This is a genomic window from Reyranella sp. (genome assembly GCF_052439685.1).
Lineage (GTDB): Bacteria > Pseudomonadota > Alphaproteobacteria > Reyranellales > Reyranellaceae > Reyranella.
Map to the genome: position 1 here is coordinate 1 of NZ_JBQVQG010000022.1, position 15,432 is coordinate 15,432.

16 protein-coding genes are annotated in these 15,432 nt (G+C 67.1%); 5 read left to right on the forward strand and 11 right to left on the reverse strand.

Features of this window, described 5'->3' with window-relative positions:
• The 6 genes from ACT6UX_RS22655 to ACT6UX_RS22680 form a co-directional block, all read right to left on the reverse strand.
• On the reverse strand, nt 1-729 hold a 729-nt coding region (locus tag ACT6UX_RS22655), incomplete at its 3' end, for a translation initiation factor IF-2 associated domain-containing protein (RefSeq protein ID WP_444777416.1).
• A gap of 32 nt (nt 730-761) precedes the next feature.
• The gene (locus ACT6UX_RS22660; protein WP_444777417.1) at nt 762-1,388 is read right to left on the reverse strand and encodes an RNA-binding protein; all 627 of its coding nucleotides are present in this window, start codon (nt 1,386-1,388) and stop codon (nt 762-764) included.
• Nucleotides 1,389-1,404: 16 nt separating this feature from the next.
• A complete protein-coding gene (gene nusA, locus ACT6UX_RS22665; RefSeq protein ID WP_444777418.1) occupies nt 1,405-2,943 on the reverse strand; it encodes a transcription termination factor NusA in 1,539 nt (512 codons plus the stop codon).
• 36 nt (nt 2,944-2,979) lie between these two features.
• The gene (gene rimP / locus ACT6UX_RS22670) at nt 2,980-3,489 is read right to left on the reverse strand and encodes a ribosome maturation factor RimP (RefSeq protein ID WP_444777419.1); all 510 of its coding nucleotides are present in this window, start codon (nt 3,487-3,489) and stop codon (nt 2,980-2,982) included.
• Nucleotides 3,490-3,695: 206 nt separating this feature from the next.
• The gene (gene trmB / locus ACT6UX_RS22675) at nt 3,696-4,424 is read right to left on the reverse strand and encodes a tRNA (guanosine(46)-N7)-methyltransferase TrmB (protein WP_444777420.1); all 729 of its coding nucleotides are present in this window, start codon (nt 4,422-4,424) and stop codon (nt 3,696-3,698) included.
• A gap of 19 nt (nt 4,425-4,443) precedes the next feature.
• Nucleotides 4,444-5,988 (reverse strand): acetolactate synthase large subunit, encoded by a 1,545-nt coding sequence (locus ACT6UX_RS22680; RefSeq protein WP_444777421.1) that lies wholly within the window; start codon nt 5,986-5,988, stop codon nt 4,444-4,446.
• Nucleotides 5,989-6,169: 181 nt separating this feature from the next.
• Here ACT6UX_RS22680 and ACT6UX_RS22685 point away from each other — a divergent pair, with 181 nt between their 5' ends.
• Nucleotides 6,170-6,598, forward strand: coding sequence for a hypothetical protein (locus ACT6UX_RS22685; RefSeq protein WP_444777422.1), 429 nt, complete (start codon nt 6,170-6,172; stop codon nt 6,596-6,598).
• 30 nt (nt 6,599-6,628) lie between these two features.
• Here the strand turns inward: ACT6UX_RS22685 and ACT6UX_RS22690 are convergent, their stop codons facing one another.
• Nucleotides 6,629-7,822, reverse strand: coding sequence for a M20 aminoacylase family protein (locus tag ACT6UX_RS22690; protein ID WP_444777423.1), 1,194 nt, complete (start codon nt 7,820-7,822; stop codon nt 6,629-6,631).
• A 114-nt stretch (nt 7,823-7,936) separates the two neighbouring features.
• On the opposite strand from ACT6UX_RS22690, the gene ACT6UX_RS22695 reads away from it, so the two are divergent.
• From ACT6UX_RS22695 to ACT6UX_RS22710, 4 genes are all read left to right on the forward strand, one after another.
• A complete protein-coding gene (locus tag ACT6UX_RS22695; protein WP_444777424.1) occupies nt 7,937-8,743 on the forward strand; it encodes a glutathione S-transferase family protein in 807 nt (268 codons plus the stop codon).
• Between the two features lie 72 nt (nt 8,744-8,815).
• On the forward strand, nt 8,816-9,544 hold the full coding sequence (gene hisA / locus ACT6UX_RS22700) for a 1-(5-phosphoribosyl)-5-[(5-phosphoribosylamino)methylideneamino]imidazole-4-carboxamide isomerase (RefSeq protein WP_444777425.1): 729 nt from the start codon (nt 8,816-8,818) through the stop codon (nt 9,542-9,544).
• A gap of 7 nt (nt 9,545-9,551) precedes the next feature.
• The gene (gene hisF / locus ACT6UX_RS22705) at nt 9,552-10,325 is read left to right on the forward strand and encodes an imidazole glycerol phosphate synthase subunit HisF (RefSeq protein ID WP_444777426.1); all 774 of its coding nucleotides are present in this window, start codon (nt 9,552-9,554) and stop codon (nt 10,323-10,325) included.
• An 84-nt stretch (nt 10,326-10,409) separates the two neighbouring features.
• Nucleotides 10,410-10,781, forward strand: coding sequence for a phosphoribosyl-ATP diphosphatase (locus tag ACT6UX_RS22710; protein ID WP_444777427.1), 372 nt, complete (start codon nt 10,410-10,412; stop codon nt 10,779-10,781).
• On the opposite strand, the gene ACT6UX_RS22715 is transcribed toward ACT6UX_RS22710, so the two are convergent.
• Genes ACT6UX_RS22715 through ACT6UX_RS22730 form a run of 4 tightly spaced genes read right to left on the reverse strand, consistent with a single transcriptional unit; the run spans nt 10,778 to nt 15,338 of the window.
• Entirely contained in the window at nt 10,778-11,629 is an 852-nt protein-coding gene (locus ACT6UX_RS22715) for a hypothetical protein (protein WP_444777428.1), read from the reverse strand. The genes ACT6UX_RS22710 and ACT6UX_RS22715 overlap by 4 nt on opposite strands.
• The gene (locus tag ACT6UX_RS22720; protein WP_444777429.1) at nt 11,626-12,291 is read right to left on the reverse strand and encodes an ABC transporter ATP-binding protein; all 666 of its coding nucleotides are present in this window, start codon (nt 12,289-12,291) and stop codon (nt 11,626-11,628) included. Before ACT6UX_RS22720 ends, ACT6UX_RS22715 begins: the two co-directional genes overlap by 4 nt.
• A gap of 3 nt (nt 12,292-12,294) precedes the next feature.
• Nucleotides 12,295-13,506 carry an ABC transporter permease gene (locus tag ACT6UX_RS22725; protein ID WP_444777430.1) on the reverse strand — a complete coding sequence of 404 codons (1,212 nt, stop codon included), beginning with the start codon at nt 13,504-13,506 and terminating at the stop codon, nt 12,295-12,297.
• Entirely contained in the window at nt 13,503-15,338 is a 1,836-nt protein-coding gene (locus tag ACT6UX_RS22730) for a YncE family protein (RefSeq protein WP_444777431.1), read from the reverse strand. The genes ACT6UX_RS22725 and ACT6UX_RS22730 overlap by 4 nt, the downstream gene beginning before the upstream one ends.
• Nucleotides 15,339-15,432: the final 94 nt, after the last annotated feature.

Here is a 15,432-nt window from a genome sequence, read left to right on the forward strand (position 1 = left end):
GCGCACGGGGGCGGCCGGCGCCGTGGAGGTCGGGCCGGACGGACGGGCATCGCCCGTCTGCGCCGGACGTGCGGCAGGGGCAGCCGGCGGGGCGGCGGACGGCGGCGTCTGGTCGAGACGCTTCTGCACGAGCGCGTCGGCCTTGCGCTTGACCTCTTCCTCCGCCTTCTTGCGCGCCTCTTCCTCGGCGAGGCGCTTGCGATGCTCCTCCTCCGACTTCTTGCGCGCCTCTTCCTCGATCGCGCGGCGCTTGGCGTCCTCTTCGGCGCGCTTGCGCGCGATTTCGGCATCGCGGTTGGCGTCGACGAGGGCGCGGGCGCGCGCTTCCTTCTCTTCCTCGGTCAGCGTGCGCAGCACGATCCCGCGGCCACCCGGCTGCCGGGTCGGGGCCGGCGCGCGGTTGGCGGGAGGCGCGGACGGATGGCCACCGCCGCTGCCGCCGAGCTTCAGGGTCCGCCCAGCGGGCGGCGGGGCAACCTTCGGTGCCTCGCGAGCGGGAGCCGGCGCAGGCGCGGGCGCCGCAGGCTGAGGTGCGGGAGCGGCCGTCGCCGCGGGAGCGGTCGTCGCCCGCTTCACCGGCTTCTTGACCTCGACCGTCACCGCGCGCGTACGCCCATGCGAAAACTTCTGTCGCACCTGGGTCGCGTCTGACTTCGACGCTGCGCCCGTGCGCGTCGTCGAGAGGGTCAGCGGCTTGGTCGTCTTGTTCTGTTCGTTCTGTTCCGTCATGTCGGCTGTTGTCCTTGGTCCGCTCCGGCCCGTCAACCGGCGCCGTTCAGCCGGAACCCGCGCCAACGCGCCGCCCCGACAGAAATTCGTTCAATGAAGGCGCCGCCCGCATCATCGCGAGCGATCGCCACGTAGACCGCCTGTTCGCGGCCGAAGATTCCGCCCAGCGCGGTCGCATCGCCCAGCCGCTCCAGCGGCAGTCCGGTCGCCCGCAACTTCTGTAGCCCGTCGCCGTCCGCATCCTCGGCGACGACGAGAAGTCCCGCCTGGTGACGGCCGATCATCTGTTCGACCTTCACGAAGCCCGCCACCGCGCGGCCCGCGCGGCGTGCCCGGCCAAGATCGGCCAGTCCTCTTTCGAGGAGCAGCCGCTCGACCCGGTCGACGAGTTCCGCCGAAGCCTTCACCGGCGCGCGTGCCGCTCTGGAGAACAGCTTCTTCTCGACCGCCCGTTCGAGTGCGGCCCGCTCGGCCCGCACCCACATGCCGCGCCCCGGCAACCGCCGCGCCAGATCCGGCACGACCTCGCCGTCCGGACCCACGACGAACCGGATCATCGTCTCTGGCGCGCCTTCGACGCCGGTGGCGATGCAGGTGCGCATCGGACCGACGGAAGGAGCCGAGAGATGGGGTTCGTTCATGGCGAAGGCAAGGGCCAAGCGCGTCTTCCTCCGGTCAGGCCTTGGCCGCTTCGTCGGCCGGAGCGGCCTCGTCGTCGAACCAATGCTCACGTGCCTTCATGATGATCGCGTTGGCGGCGTCGTTATCCATGGCGCTCTCGCCCACGATCTCGCGCAGCTCGTCGGAGGCCAGATCGGCCAGGTCGTCGAGCGTCTTCACGCCGGCTTCGCCCAGCGCGACCACCATCGGCAGGGTCAGCCCCTCGGCGTTGGCCACGTCCTCGGAGACGCCCAGCGACGCCAGGCGCTCGGCCAGCTCGGCATCGCGCTTCTCGAGATATTCGCGGCCGCGGCGCTGCAGCTCGGTGGCGATCTCCTCGTCGAAGCCCTCGACCGTGGCCAGGTCTTCGACCGCGGCCTCGGAAACGTCCTCGACCGAGGCGTAGCCTTCGGCGACCAGCAGGTGGGCGATCACATCGTCGACGTCGAGCGTGGCCTTGAAGAGTTCGGTGCGCTCGCGCGTGTCCTTCTGGCGGCGCTCGCTCTCCTCGGACTCGGTCATGATGTCGATCTCCCAGCCGGTGAGCTGGGACGCGAGCTTGACGTTCTGGCCGCGGCGGCCGATCGCCAGGCTGAGCTGGTCGTCGGGGACGACGACCTCGGTCTTGTTCTTCTCCTCGTCCATCAACACCTTGCTGACCTCCGCGGGCGCCAGCGCGTTGACGATGAAGTTGGCCGTGTCGTTAGACCACGGGATGATGTCGACCTTCTCGCCCTGCAGCTCCTGCACGACGGCCTGCACGCGGCTGCCACGCATGCCGACGCAGGCACCGATCGGGTCGATCGAGCTGTCGTGGCTGAGCACCGCGATCTTGGCGCGGCTGCCGGGATCGCGGGCCACTGCCTTGATCTCGATGATGTTGTCGTAGATTTCCGGCACTTCCTGCGTGAACAGCTTGGCCATGAACTGCGGATGGCTGCGCGACAAAAAGATCTGCGGGCCGCGCGGCTCTTCGCGCACGTCGAAGATGTAGGCGCGCACGCGGTCGTTGACGCGCAGCGACTCGCGCGGAATCGTCTCGTCGCGACGGATCACGCCCTCGGCGCGCTGCAGGTCGACGGTGATGTTGCCGTAGTCGACGCGCTTGACGACGCCCGACACGATCTCGCCGATACGGTCCTTGAACTCCTCGTACTGGCGCTTGCGCTCGCTCTCACGCATGCGCTGCGTGATGACCTGCTTGGCGGTCTGGGCGGCAACGCGGCCGAAGTCGATCGGCGGCAGCTCGTCGGTCAGGAAGTCGCCGACCTGCGCCTCCGGATTGCGGCGCTGCGCGTCGGCCAGCGACACCTGGGTATTCTCGTTCTCGATGACGTCGGAGACCTGCATGTAGCGCAGCAGCTTGATCTCGCCGGTCTTGCGATCGATCTCGGCGCGGATGTCGTGCTCCAGACCGTACTTGGCACGGCCGGACTTCTGGATGGCCTGCTCCATCGCCTCGAGCACTTCCTCGCGCTCGATGCCCTTTTCGCGGGCGACCATGTCGGCCACCTGCAGCATTTCGAGGCGCGGGATATCGGCTGTCGTCGCCATGTCTCTTCCCTCTTCCTTAAGCTTTAGCCAGTCCGTTCAGTGGGTCTGCCCGGCCGCCCCTTCGGCAGCCAGACGGTGTTCTTCGATCAGGCGATCGGTCAGTTCGAGCTTGGCGCGGGTGATGGCGTCGAGCGGCACCGCCGCTTCCTTGCCGTCGTCGAGGCGCAGCCGGACCAGATCGCCTTCCAGCCCAACCAGCGTCCCCTTGAAGCGGCGCCGTCCCTCCACCGGGAGAGCGGTCTCGAGGCGGGCGATGTGACCCGCCCAGCGCACATAATCCTTTGGCCGGGTCAGGGGCCGGTCGATGCCGGGCGAACTCACTTCCAGCGTGTAATTACCGGGGATCGGGTCCTCGACGTCCAGCACGGCCGAAACCGCGCGCGACACGGTCGCACAATCCTCGACGTCGAGCGGCCGGCCGTCGGCGGGCTCGATCATGAGCTGCAGGGTCCCGCCCTTACTCAGGGCCACGCGAACCAGCTCGAAGCCCATGCCGACGATGGTCGGGGCAACGATGTCTTCGATTCGACGCAGCAGATCGGTCACGCGGGCGGCACTTCTCGATGATTTGGGCGGTTGAGATGGGGCCAAATGAAAAGAGCGGGTTTTCGGCCCACTCTTTTTCTTTGGTTCATCCCGTGAACCCGATGAGGATGGCGCGGATATAGGCCTCTGCCTGACGACTGGCAAGGGATTCCAGCACCCTCTATGGGGGGACCTGACGCACCCCCTATATATAGTGGCGGCATTCTCTAGAGGCGACGGAGGCGCAGGAAGACCGGCTTGTGGCCGGCCAGCATTTTCTGTTCGTAGCGGGTGCCGGGCCAGTCGGCGGGACGGCCGCGCCAGTCCGCCGGGCTTTCGGCCAGCCACTCGAAGTCGGGATGCCGACAGGCATGCTCGACCATCCACGGCAGGTAGCTCGGATCGTCGGTCGCCAGGCGTAGCTCGGCGCCGGGCTTCATCAACCGGGCCAGCACGTCGAGGTTGGAACGCTGCACGAAGCGGCGCTTGTGGTGGCGCGTCTTGGGCCACGGGTCGGGAAACAGCACGAAGGCGCGCGACAGGGACTGCGGCGGCAGCGCCTGCATCACGAAGCGCGCATCGTCGGTGAACAGCCGGACGTTGGACACGCCCGTGCGCTCGATATGCGCCAGGCACTTGGCGACGCCGTTGACGTAGGGCTCGCAGCCGATCAACCCGACCGACGGATGATTTTCGGCCTGCCAGACGAGATGCTCGCCGGCGCCGAAGCCCACCTCCAGCCACACGCCGTCCGCCGGCAGCGTGCCCCCGAAAGCCTGCGCGAGATCGATCTTCGCGGCGCTCTCGGCGACTTCGTTGTCGGGCGTGACGATGGGTTCGGTGGGCAGGGCGATGGCGAGACGAGGCAGCAGCGTGTCGAGCAGCGACTGCTGCCCGGCCCGCAGTTTCTTGCCCCGTCGACGGCCATGCAGCGTGCGTCGGCGGGCTTCTTCCATGATGCTTTCCCGGCGATCCCTACATGATCACGTCGATGAGGTACGGGCCCTTGTGCGCCATGGCGTAGGTGAGCTGCTTGGTGAGCTCGTCCAGGTTGGCCGCCTTGCCGCTGGCCACGCCCATGCCCTTCGCCAGATCGGTGAACTGCAGGGTCGGCCGGTCGAGGGTCAGCATGTCGATGGCGCGCGGGCCGGGATTGGCGGCGCCGACATCGGCCAGCTGGCTGTAGAGGATGTTGTAGGAGCGATTCGAGAAGATCATCACGCAGACGTCGAGATTCTCGCGCGCCATCGTCCACAGCGACTGGATCGTGTACATCGCCGAGCCGTCGCCGATCATGCAGATGACCTTGCGATCCGGGCACGCGACGGCCGCACCGACCGCGACGGGACCGCCGAAGCCGATCGAGCCGCCCATGTTGTTCAGCCAGTCATGCGGCGGCGCACCGGCGCTGAACGGGAAGAAGCCGCGGCCCGTCGTCACCGATTCGTCGACCACGATGGCGCCTTCCGGCATCGTCGCCCCCAGCGCCTGGCCCAGACCATCGAGCGTGAACTTGCCGGTCGGACGCTCCGGCCGGCTCGGCTGGGCAATGCCCTCCGGCTTCACGTTCATGGCGTCGAGTTCCATCGCCAGCGCCTCGAGCGAGCCGATCGGATCGCCCTCGACCGGGCAGAGCGTGCTGATCTCGCAATCGTCCGGCGACAGGACCGACGGCTTGCCGGGATAGGCGAAGAAGGCGAACGGCGCCTTGGCGCCGCACAGCACCATCTGCTTGGTGCCCTTGAGCTGGGCCAGCGCGTTCTCGACCACGAAGTGCAGGCGCAGCACCGGAACACGGCCGGCGCCGCGCTCGATACGCGCCGTGCCGCCGGCCCCCTGGACCTTGCAGCCCGTCTTGGCGGCGATCTTGCCGGCCAGTTCGAGGCCACGGGCGCGCAGGGCGCGGCCGCCGATGAACAGCATGGCGCCCGGCATCTTGAGCGCCTTGGCGGCAGCCACGACCGTCTCCTGGGAGGGCTTGTCCGGCGCCGGGGCGGCCGGCGTTTCGGCCGGGCCATCGGCTTCGCCCCAGGCGGTGTCGGCCGGCAGGATCAGGGTCGCGATCTGGCCCGGCGCCACATTGGCAGCCTGGATCGCCAGCGCGCCGTCGCCGGCCACCGTCTTGGAGGTCGGCGAGGTCTTCACCCAGTGCGAGAAGGGACGCGCGATGCCCTCGATGTCGGCGGTCAGCGGCGTGTCGTACTTGATGTGATAGAGCGCGTGCTCGCCCACGATATTGACGACACCCGAGCCCGCCTTCTTGGCGTTGTGCAGGTTGGCCGCCGCATTGGCGAGGCCGGGACCGAGATGCAGCAGGGTCGAAGCCGGCTTGTCGGTCATGCGGTAATAGCCGTCGGCCGCGCCGGAACAGACGCCTTCGAACAGGCCGAGCACGCAGCGCATGCCCTCGACCCGGTCGAGCGCGCCGACGAAATGCATTTCCGAGGTGCCGGGGTTGGCGAAGCAGACCTCGACGCCGCCCTTCACCAAAGTGCGGACCAGACTTTCAGCTCCGTTCATCGACTCCCCCAAAACGCGGATGATTTCAAATTCGCCGGCACCCTAGGCCAGTCGCGACGCGAACCCAAGGCTTTGCGATTGCGAAGAGTTTCGCTTTTCGAACGTTCCCCCTTCATTCTCAGGGGCTTGTTCGCTATATTTGGAGCATTATTTGAATTTCTTAAGAACGAAAGACTTTTCGATGAGCCATTCGGACCCCTCCGAGAGCTCGGCCGACCCGCTTTTTCTCGTCGGTACGGATCTCGTCCAATTCGACCGTAGCGACCTTCCGATCTACGCCACGCCTGCCTCGCGCTGGGCGGAAGCCGGCGTGGAAGCCGTTTCGTACGGGGCGCCGCTCGACCGCCTGTTCGGAGAGCCCGGCGAAATCTTCGTCGACGGCGTCGCGGGTGCGGCCCCCGATACCCTGGCCCCGGTCGGCGACGATGCGTTGGTCGTGCTGAGCGACCTGTCCGACGGCGTGATGCTCCCCGCGGCCGACCTGTCTCCCGCCATGCACGAGAGCGCGGCGGTCTACGATTTTACCGCCGACGCCCATGTCGTCCTGCATGTCCAGGACGGGTCGAACTGGGACCAGGCCGACGCCGGATGGTCTTTCGACCACCACTAGGCCGAGCGAAGCTCGGCCTGCGAGCCCCCTCTATGCCGCGTCGCCCAGTTCGAGCTGGACGAGGTTCATCCAGTAGGCCGCGCCGGTCGTCAGGATCTGGTCGTTGAAGTCGTAGAGCGGCGAATGCACGTTCTGGCAGCCGCCCTCGCCCACACCGCCGTTGCCGATCATGATGTAGGCGCCCGGCTTCTTCTCGAGCATGAAGGCGAAGTCCTCGGCGCCCGCCAGCGGTGAGGTGTTCGCCTCGACATGCTCGCGCCCGACGGTCAGGGCCGCGGCCTCGACGGCGACCGCGGTCTGCTCGGCGGCGTTGACCAGCGCAGGATAGCGCCGGTGATACTTGGAGATCGCCTCGCAGCCACCGGCCTGGGCGATTCCCGACGCGACCTCGGCCAGCCGCCGCTCCAGCAGGTTGCGCACGTCGGCCGAGAAGCTGCGGGCGGTGCCCTTCACCAGCACGTCCGACGGGATGACGTTGGGCGAACCGGGCGTACCGGCCGCGATATGGCCGACGCTCAGCACCGCGGCCTGGCTCGACGGCACGTTGCGGCCGACGATGCCCTGTATCGCGACGATGAACTGTGCCGCCACGAAGGTCGGATCGGTGCCGCGGTCGGGCATCGCGCCGTGGCCGCCGGTGCCCTTGAAGGTGACCTCCCAGCTGTCGGACGAGGCCAGCATCGCGCCGGTGCGGATGGCAAAGTGGCCGACCGGGAACCCCGGCATGTTGTGCATGCCGTAGACCACGTCGCAGGGAAACTTCTCGAACAGGCCTTCCTCGATCATCACGCGGGCGCCACCGAGACCTTCCTCGGCCGGCTGGAAAATGAAATGCACCGTGCCGGCGAAGTCGGGCGCCGCCGCGAGCCGCTGCGCCGCGCCCAGCAGCATCGTCGTATGCCCGTCATGGCCGCAGGCATGCATCTTGTTCGGGATCGCCGAGGCGTAGTCGAAGTCGTTCTTCTCCTGCAGGTGCAGCGCATCCATGTCGGCGCGCAACCCGATCGTCTTCTGGCCCGGCCGGTTGCCCTTCAGGGTGCCGACGACGCCGGTCGTGGCGAGGCCGCGATGGACCTTGATTCCCCACGAGGTGAGCTTGTCGGCCACGATCTGGGCGGTACGCTCTTCCTCGAAGGCGGTTTCGGGATGACGATGGATGTCGCGACGGATGGCCGTCAGGTCGGCTAGGTCGTCGGCGAGAAGGTCGGGGGTGTAACGGGTCATGGCCGAAGATTAGCTTGAGCGGCCGAGGCCCGTCGAGCCGCGAAGCATCGCCACCGGCTTGTGTGCGCCGCATGTATCCTGCACAGTTCGCCATCCCTCATTCAATGGACGGCCATGACAGAGTCGGCCCACCTCTCCGGATCCAAACCACGCCTCTATCAAACGCCGTCCTCCTATTATTCGATGATCGCCCGCCTCGCGCTCGCCGAGGGCGGCGTCGCCTATGAGCGCGTCTTCGTCGACATTCACTACAGGCTGAGCCAGCAGCAGCCGGACTATGTGCGGCTCAATCCCGGCATGACGGTGCCGACGCTGGTGCTGGCCGATCGCGTCCTGGTCGAGAGCCGCGACATCGCCGAATATGCGCTCGGCGCCGCGGCCGACGCCGAGACGAGAGCCTGGATCGACCTTCACTACTCCTATCCGATCGAGGAACTGACCTTCGGCGGCATCCTCGCCCGCAATCCCCTCGCGCGAATCATGATCCCGAAGCGGCTCGAAGCGATCCGCCGCCAGCTTCTGAGCCTCGCCGCCCGAAATCCTGACCTCGCTTCCATCTACAAGGCGCGCGCCGCGGTCTTTGCCGCGCGCATCGAAGCCTTCGAGCCGGACGCCGTTGTGGCGCTTTCGCAGCGGCGTCGCGCTGAAGCCATCGGATTCATGGACCGGCTCGAGCAGACGCTGGCCGACGGCCGGCCGGTGCTGGTACCGCCGGCCTATGGCGTCGCCGACGTGGTCTGGACCGTGTTCCTCGGACGCATGGAATTTGTCGGTCTCGGGGCGGAAATCCCGAAGCGCCCGGCGCTTGCACGCTATTGGACCGCCCTGCAGGCGCGTCCCAGCTTCGCCGCGGCCGACATCTGGACGAAGTTCCATATCGGCCGCCTGATCGGCGGGATTCTGGGCATCGGCAGAGGCTGACGGCGCGGATCGTCCAGGCAAGCAGGCCAGGGGGTGGCGTCCCTGCCCACAACGCGCTAAAGCCGCGCCGCCATGATCCTTTTTCCCGCGATCGACCTCAAGGACGGCAAGTGCGTGCGCCTTCTCCGCGGCGACATGCAGCGTGCCACCGTCTTCAACGACAGCCCGGCCGCCCAAGCCAAGGCCTTTGCCAATGCCGGCTGCGAGTGGCTGCATCTGGTCGACCTCAACGGCGCGGTCGAGGGCCATCCGGTCAACCGCGCGGCGGTCGAGAGCATCCTGAAGGACGTCGAGGTGCCGACCCAGCTGGGCGGCGGCATCCGCACCATCGAGAGCATCTCGCAGTGGTTCGATGCCGGGGTGAAGCGGATCATCCTGGGCACGATCGCGGTCAAGGAGCCGGGCCTGGTAAAGGCTGCCTGCAAGCAGTGGCCGGGCCGCATCGCCGTCGGCATCGATGCTCGCGACGGCGTGGTCGCGGTCGACGGGTGGACGCGGCAGAGCACGGTGCGGGCGCTCGATCTCGCGCTGCGGTTCGAGGATGCCGGGGTCGCCGCCATCATCTACACCGACATCGACCGTGACGGCGCCATGGGCGGCGTCAATGTCGATGCGACGGTCACGCTCGCCCAGCATCTCACCACGCCGGTCATTGCGTCGGGCGGCGTCAGCTCGCTCGACGACCTGCGCGAACTGCGCCCGACCGAGGAGTTCGGCATCGTCGGCGCCATCGTCGGCCGCGCGCTCTATGACGGACGCGTGACGGTGCCCGATGCCATCCAGGTTCTGAAGGGCGAGTAGCAGCGCCATGCTGAAGGTCCGAATCATTCCCTGCCTCGACGTGAAGGACGGCAGGGTCGTGAAGGGCGTGCAGTTCGTGGGGCTGCGCGATGCCGGCGACCCGGTCGAACAGGCCCGCGTCTATGACGCCGCCGGCGCCGACGAGCTCACCTTCCTCGACATCACCGCAAGCCACGAGAACCGCGACACCATCCTGGACGTCGTCCGCCGCACCGCAGAGCAGTGCTTCATGCCGCTGACGGTGGGCGGTGGCGTGCGCCAGGTCGAGGATATCCGCCGCCTGCTGCTGGCCGGCGCCGACAAGGTCTCGATCAATTCGGCCGCGGTGGCGCGGCCCGAGTTCGTGCGCGAAGCGGCCGAGAAATACGGCGACCAGTGCATCGTCGTGGCGATCGACGCGCGCAGCAGCGGTCCCGGCAAGTGGGAAGTCTTCACCCATGGTGGCCGCAAGGGCACCGGCCTCGACGCCGTCGAGTGGGCACGGCGCATGGCGGAGTCGGGCGCGGGCGAGATCCTGCTTACCTCGATGGATCGCGACGGCACCAAGTCGGGCTTCGACCTCGAGCTGACACGCGCGGTTTCGGATGCCGTCCCGGTGCCGGTCGTGGCCTCGGGCGGTGTCGGCACGCTCGATCACTTCGTCGACGGCGTGATCAAGGGTGGCGCTTCGGCGGTACTCGCGGCCTCGATCTTCCACTTCGGCGAATTCACCATCGCGCAGGCGAAGGAACATCTCGCGCGCGCCGGCGTTCCGGTGCGACAAGTGTCGCGTGCCGCGTGATTTTCGCGTAATGTTCCGGACGCCCGATCAAGAGGCGCGTTCAAGTGTTCGATCGCCTGTCCCCCGAGGCGACGGAGTTCCCGGATGGCGAAAAAGAAGAAACCCAAGAAGGCCCAGCGACCGAACATCGTGACGATCGATGAGCACGTGCTCGACCGTCTGTATCTCGTCATCGACAGCCGCAAGGGCGCCGATCCCGAGACCTCCTACACCGCGCGCCTGTTCAGCCGCGGCCGCCAGCAGATCGCCAAGAAACTGGGCGAGGAAGCGGTCGAGGCGCTGATCGAAGGCATCAGTGGCGACAAGCCCAAACTCATCGCCGAGAGCGCCGACATGCTCTACCACCTGCTCACCCTGTGGGCGGCGGTGGGTGTGAAGCCCAAGTCGGTGTGGGACGAGCTCGCCCGCCGCGAGGGCCTGTCCGGCATCGCCGAGAAGGCGTCGCGCAAGCGTTAGTGCGGCGGCATGGGGATGAAGATCGGCGGCGTGCGGGTCGACTTGCTGCGCGCCTTGATCTCCTCGTCGTTGGCGCCATGCGGCTTCAGATACACGTAGTAGGGCGTACGCCGCTCCACGACGTCGTTCCCCGGCTGGGCCTTTTCGCTCACCAGCAGGTCCGACTGGATGCGGACATGCATGTAGCCCGGGATCAGCTCGGCCCAGTTCGCCACGTCCGGCGTGAAGATGACGTCGAACGTGTAGCCATCCACGACCTTCACGACGCCCCAGCTCACGCCCTCGGCCGGCCGTGACGGCACCTGTTGCCAGACCATGCCGGCCTGCACGTAGACGCCCACCGCGTTCAGCATGACGTAGAGCGGGCCCGCGGGACTGACGTTCTGCAGGAACAGCGTCATCCGGTACGATTTGCCGTCGGGCTCGTAGGAAATCCCCTTCAGCTCGACATAGAGCGAACGCGTCGCGGTGTTTTCGAGCAGCAGCCTGGCCTGCCGTGCCTCGCGCAGCGCGCGGGCCTGGTAGAGGCCGACGCCGGCATCGATGGCGAAGCCCGTCAGCAGCAGCATGACCAGCCCGACCAGCACCGGCGAGCGCCAGAGATCGAAGCGGCGACCGAGTTTTACCGCGACACTGGCCGGCGTGTCGGTCTTGCGCGGCGCTGCTTCGCGCAGCTCGTTCAGCAGGCCGCCCAGCGCCTGCGGAGTCTCGACCGGCGTCGCCGTGCCCAGGCGCCGGCGCAGCACGCGGATCTCGGACTGGGCGGCGCCGAGTTCACGGCGCAGGTCGGCGATCAGCGCGTCCTTGTCCGGCCCGGGCGCCCCGGGATCGGTGGGAGCATCGCTCATGGCACGATGGCGCCGTGGGCGATGTGCACGATCTGCTCGGCCTGTTCGGCCAGCGCCAGATTGTGCGTGACGAGGATCAGGGTCGTGCCGCGCTCGCGGTTGACCGCCAGCAGCTCGTCCATGATCTCGATCTCGGTCTGCTCGTCGAGGTCCGAGGTCGGCTCGTCGGCCAGGATCAGCGCCGGTTCGTTGATCAGCGCGCGCGCGATCACCGCCCGGCGCTGCTCGCCGGCCGAGACCTCCGACGGGTAGGCGTCGAGATGGTCACCCAACCCCATCTGCCCCAGCAGCGCCGCCGCCCGGGCATAAGGGGCGGAGGATCTGGCGCCGCCCAGCATCGCGGGCAGCGCGACATTGTCGACCAGCCGCAGCGTCGGCAGCAGGCTGGCAAACTGAAAGACGTAGCCGATGCGTTTGTTGCGAAACGCCGCCAGCGCGTTCTCCGACAGGCTCCAGATGTCGGTGCCGTCGACCGATACCTGTCCCCGCGAGGGCCGGCTGAGGCCGCCGATCATCGCCATCAGCGACGACTTGCCCGAGCCGGAACGGCCGATGATCGCGGCGTAACGGCCGGCTGCGATCTCGAGGTCGATGCCGGCGACCGCCGCCACCTGGCCGCGTTCGGTGACATAGTCCTTGCGCAGGCTGCGGCAGGTGAGCATCGCCTAGCCCTCCCCGCGCACGAGATCGTAGGGATCGCGGCGGCTGGCACGCCAAGCCGGATAGAGCGAGCCCAAGGCGCCGATGATCGAGGCCATCACGACCGCCGCCACCGCGACGATCACGATGCGCGGCCCATCGAGCCAGACGAAGGGCACGCCGATATTTTCGAGGTAGTAGACCAGCGAACGCTCGTAGAGACGCATCACCAGGACGCCCAGCGCGACCCCCAGCAGGCCGCCGGCGCCGGTGGCGATCACCGCTTCGATGACCATCATGCCGACGATCTGGCCGCGCCGCGCACCGATCGCCTTGAGCAGACCGAGTTCCCCGCGCCGTTCGGTGACGATCGCCGAGAAGAGAACGCTCACCATCAGGGCGGTGCTGGCGAACATCAGCACCATCAGCGCGAGGATGCCGTTCAGCAGCGCGGCCAGCCCCTGCCGGATGCCGCTCATGGTCGAATCGCCGCTCACGACCTTGACCCCCTTGAGGGTCGAGAGGATGGCGAAGCGCGCCTGCAGCGGCGTGGCGCCCGGCGCCAGCTCGACGAGGAAGCCGCTGACCTTGCCCTTCTGCAGGACGGCGGGTGGCCTGCCGCCATGGCCGTGGACGGAGCCCGCCAGGGCCTCGAGCGTGTCGAACGTCATGAAGACGCCGCGCTCGTGCGTGCCGACGCCGGTCTTGCCCAGCCGCCCATAGACCGTGTGCGGCTTGCCGAAGATCAGCAGCTCGGAGCCGAGCGGTGCATCGCGCGCGGCCCCCAGGATGACGTCGCCGGGCCTCATGTCGCGGTTGATCTTCTCGACCAGCCAGGGGCGCACCGTGAAGTCCAGAGCGGGATCGAAGCCGATGAGATCGACCGAATCGTGATGGCTGCCGATCCCCGAATGCTCGACCCGCGCGATCTTCTGCGGGGCGGCGCGGCTCACGCTGGCGATGCCGGCTCTGGCGAACAGGTCCCGGTCGAGCACGAAGTCGGTGGGCTCGACGGTGAGCAGCGCCGCGGTGATGTTGGTCAACGCGCCTTCGGGCACCGCCATCATGTCGGCACCCAGGCGGGTGAATCCCACCGCCATGCTGCTGTCGATGCTGCGCATCAGGGTCGCGCCGGTAAAGACGACCCCGCTGGCCACGGCGACCGCCATGATCAGGAGGAGGCTGCGCGCCTTGCGGCGCCCGAGATTCTGCAGCGCCAGGCTGGCGAGCAGCCTCAAAGCGTGCAGGACCGCGTGTGCTTCATGTGCTCCAGCTTGGTCGGGATGATCACGCAGTCATGATGACCGCCGTTGCTCGGCAGGATGCCGATCAGCGTGTCGGTGGAGGTATCGATGACCGAGATGCCGCTCGACTGGCGCTGGAAGCCGCTGAACGGCGTCAGCACATACTTGCCGTCGTAGGTGATGGCCGGCGTCTGCAGGTCGGGACCGATGCCCTGGATCTCCTTCAGGATCGTCCAGGTCTTGGTGTCGATCACCATGATGCCGCTATAGGCCGGCGAGGGATGGAGGATGGACAGATAGAGCTTCGAGCTGTCCATCGAGAAGACCATGTGGAACGGGTTGGGGTACTTGCCGCGCCACAGCGGATCCTCGACATGCGCGATCTTGCGCCACTGGGTCGGGTCGGGATCGCTGCAGGAGAAGATCGAGCAGTTGTTTTCCCGCAGGTTGTTCATCATCACGAGGAACTTGCCGTCCGGCGAGAAGCCGATCTCGTGGCCCGGCGAGTGGATCTTGTCGAACACGACCTGCCAGGTGTCCTTGTCGATCTGCTCGACCTTGTACTGGTCCTGCGAATCCTTGTTGAACTGCAGGAAGGCGGCCGGCTCGAAGTTCTTTTCGGGATCGAGGATGCAGATGCCGCCGCACAGGCGCACGACCGTCGCCGCCCAGCGGCCTTCCGGATGCCAGACCGTGCCGTCGGCGCCGGTCAGCGTCAGAGGCGCTTCGCCGGGCAGCGAGCCTTCCTCGACGAACAGCTCGCCCATGGGCACCATTTCCCAGTCGATCTTGTTGCCCTTGGTGCCGCGAAGATTGTAGAGGCCGGTCTTCTCGTCAGGATAGATCTTCTTGATGGTGAGCGTGCCGCCCTTGATCCAGGCCTCGCGCAGCTCCGGCACGTTCGGCGTCCAGTCGAACCGCAGCGCCGCCTTCACCTTCGAGGTGGTGCGATCGAAACAGGCGGCGATGTCCTTTTGCCCATCGGTCACGAAATAGGACTGGGCGTCCTTCGGGTTGACCGTGACGTGCACGCCAAGGCCGAGGCCGGTCGTCTCCGACACGTTCTCGACCATCTGCATCTGCGTGCCGTCGTAGCGCACGCGATAGATGTTGGTGCCACCCGGCACGTTCTCTGCCGTAACGTTCGTCGGAATGCCGTAGATCAGCGAGTTCTGGCCGCCCTGCGTCGAGTTCACGAATTCGAATCCGTGGGTCGGGTCGGAACTCGGAAAGGCGCAAAGATGATGACTGATCGGATTGTAGTCGCCGTAGTTCCAGTACCAGATCGAGCCGAGCACGCGATTTGAGTTGAGGTCGATCGCATAGGTGCCACCGCCCAATTTGGTCGGCAGCAGCGCCACCCAGTTGCCGAGGCTCTGCCCCCTGATGTCGGCGCTCGAATCGACGATCTCACGGGTGATCGGCGACTGCTGCGCCCCATTGCCGGCCGCGCGGATGATGCCATTGTCCGAAGACGAGCCGCCGTTCATCGCGCTGTAGCCGAGCACGGCCACTTCGGCCGCAGCCGCGGTGCCGACGGCGACGTTCAGCATCGTGCGCCGGCTCACCTTCGTCTTGACCTTGGGCTTGGCCGCCTCGTCGCGGGCCTTGCGCGTCGCCTGCTCGTGCTTGGCCACGAGATAGGCCTGGAATTCCTCGCGATCCCCCGCGAGGACCTCTTCGTTGCGCCTCAGGAATTCGTCGATAGGACTTTTGGCGGTCGTTAGGTTCGATTCCGTACCTTGTTCGAGCGGGGTGATGAGGGGCGGGACGCTTGCGTCGGGAGAAACCGTGGTGGTCGGTGTTTCTCGGGTGGGCTCAGTCATCGGCTGGTCTCCCCTTTTTCTTGATGCACGGAGTCTAAGCACGACTTTCTCGCAAACGCATTCGCAATTTGCAGTCGAGGTCGCTGATTTCGTT

Coding starts and splice junctions, on each gene's coding strand:
- hisF (WP_444777426.1), top strand. CDS start 9,552: ATGCTGAAGGTCCGAATCATTCCCTGCCTCGACGTGAAGGACGGCAGG.
- hisA (WP_444777425.1), top strand. CDS start 8,816: ATGATCCTTTTTCCCGCGATCGACCTCAAGGACGGCAAGTGCGTGCGC.
- nusA (WP_444777418.1), bottom strand. CDS start 2,943: ATGGCGACGACAGCCGATATCCCGCGCCTCGAAATGCTGCAGGTGGCC.
- trmB (WP_444777420.1), bottom strand. CDS start 4,424: ATGGAAGAAGCCCGCCGACGCACGCTGCATGGCCGTCGACGGGGCAAG.
- ACT6UX_RS22690 (WP_444777423.1), bottom strand. CDS start 7,822: ATGACCCGTTACACCCCCGACCTTCTCGCCGACGACCTAGCCGACCTG.
- ACT6UX_RS22730 (WP_444777431.1), bottom strand. CDS start 15,338: ATGACTGAGCCCACCCGAGAAACACCGACCACCACGGTTTCTCCCGAC.
- ACT6UX_RS22685 (WP_444777422.1), top strand. CDS start 6,170: ATGAGCCATTCGGACCCCTCCGAGAGCTCGGCCGACCCGCTTTTTCTC.
- ACT6UX_RS22715 (WP_444777428.1), bottom strand. CDS start 11,629: ATGAGCGATGCTCCCACCGATCCCGGGGCGCCCGGGCCGGACAAGGAC.
- ACT6UX_RS22695 (WP_444777424.1), top strand. CDS start 7,937: ATGACAGAGTCGGCCCACCTCTCCGGATCCAAACCACGCCTCTATCAA.
- ACT6UX_RS22710 (WP_444777427.1), top strand. CDS start 10,410: ATGGCGAAAAAGAAGAAACCCAAGAAGGCCCAGCGACCGAACATCGTG.
- ACT6UX_RS22720 (WP_444777429.1), bottom strand. CDS start 12,291: ATGCTCACCTGCCGCAGCCTGCGCAAGGACTATGTCACCGAACGCGGC.
- ACT6UX_RS22680 (WP_444777421.1), bottom strand. CDS start 5,988: ATGAACGGAGCTGAAAGTCTGGTCCGCACTTTGGTGAAGGGCGGCGTC.